The organism is Lacisediminihabitans profunda (genome assembly GCF_008040105.1).
Lineage (GTDB): Bacteria > Actinomycetota > Actinomycetes > Actinomycetales > Microbacteriaceae > Lacisediminihabitans > Lacisediminihabitans profunda.
Genome location: NZ_VRMG01000050.1, coordinates 1 through 284, shown reverse-complemented (window position 1 = coordinate 284; position 284 = coordinate 1). Strand labels below are relative to the sequence as shown.

Sequence of the window (284 nt, the reverse complement as noted above, 5' to 3'; positions counted from 1 at the left end):
TTCGTCGACGGCCGCATCGCCGCGCAGGGCGGACCCGAGCTGGCCGACCGACTCGAGAACGAGGGCTACGACCGGTTCCTGGCGAGCGACGCGCTGGCCACTGGCGGTCCGACCCCGACGAACCTAGGCTAGAAGTATGGCAGTCGCACTCGCACCGCAGCTCTTCGACCAGGTCGAAGAGGCGCCGAAAGACGTGATGGACCCCCAGCTCGGCGTCAACATCGTGGACCTCGGGCCCATCTACGCCCTCACCTGGGACGAGGAGAACAATGCCCTCATCATCA

Annotated in this window: 1 protein-coding gene; it reads left to right on the top strand. The window is 66.2% G+C overall.

Annotated elements, in window-relative coordinates:
• Positions 1-136: 136 nt before the first annotated feature.
• The coding region (locus FVP33_RS19005; RefSeq protein ID WP_147785258.1) for an iron-sulfur cluster assembly protein at positions 137-284 on the top strand (148 nt) is incomplete at its 3' end.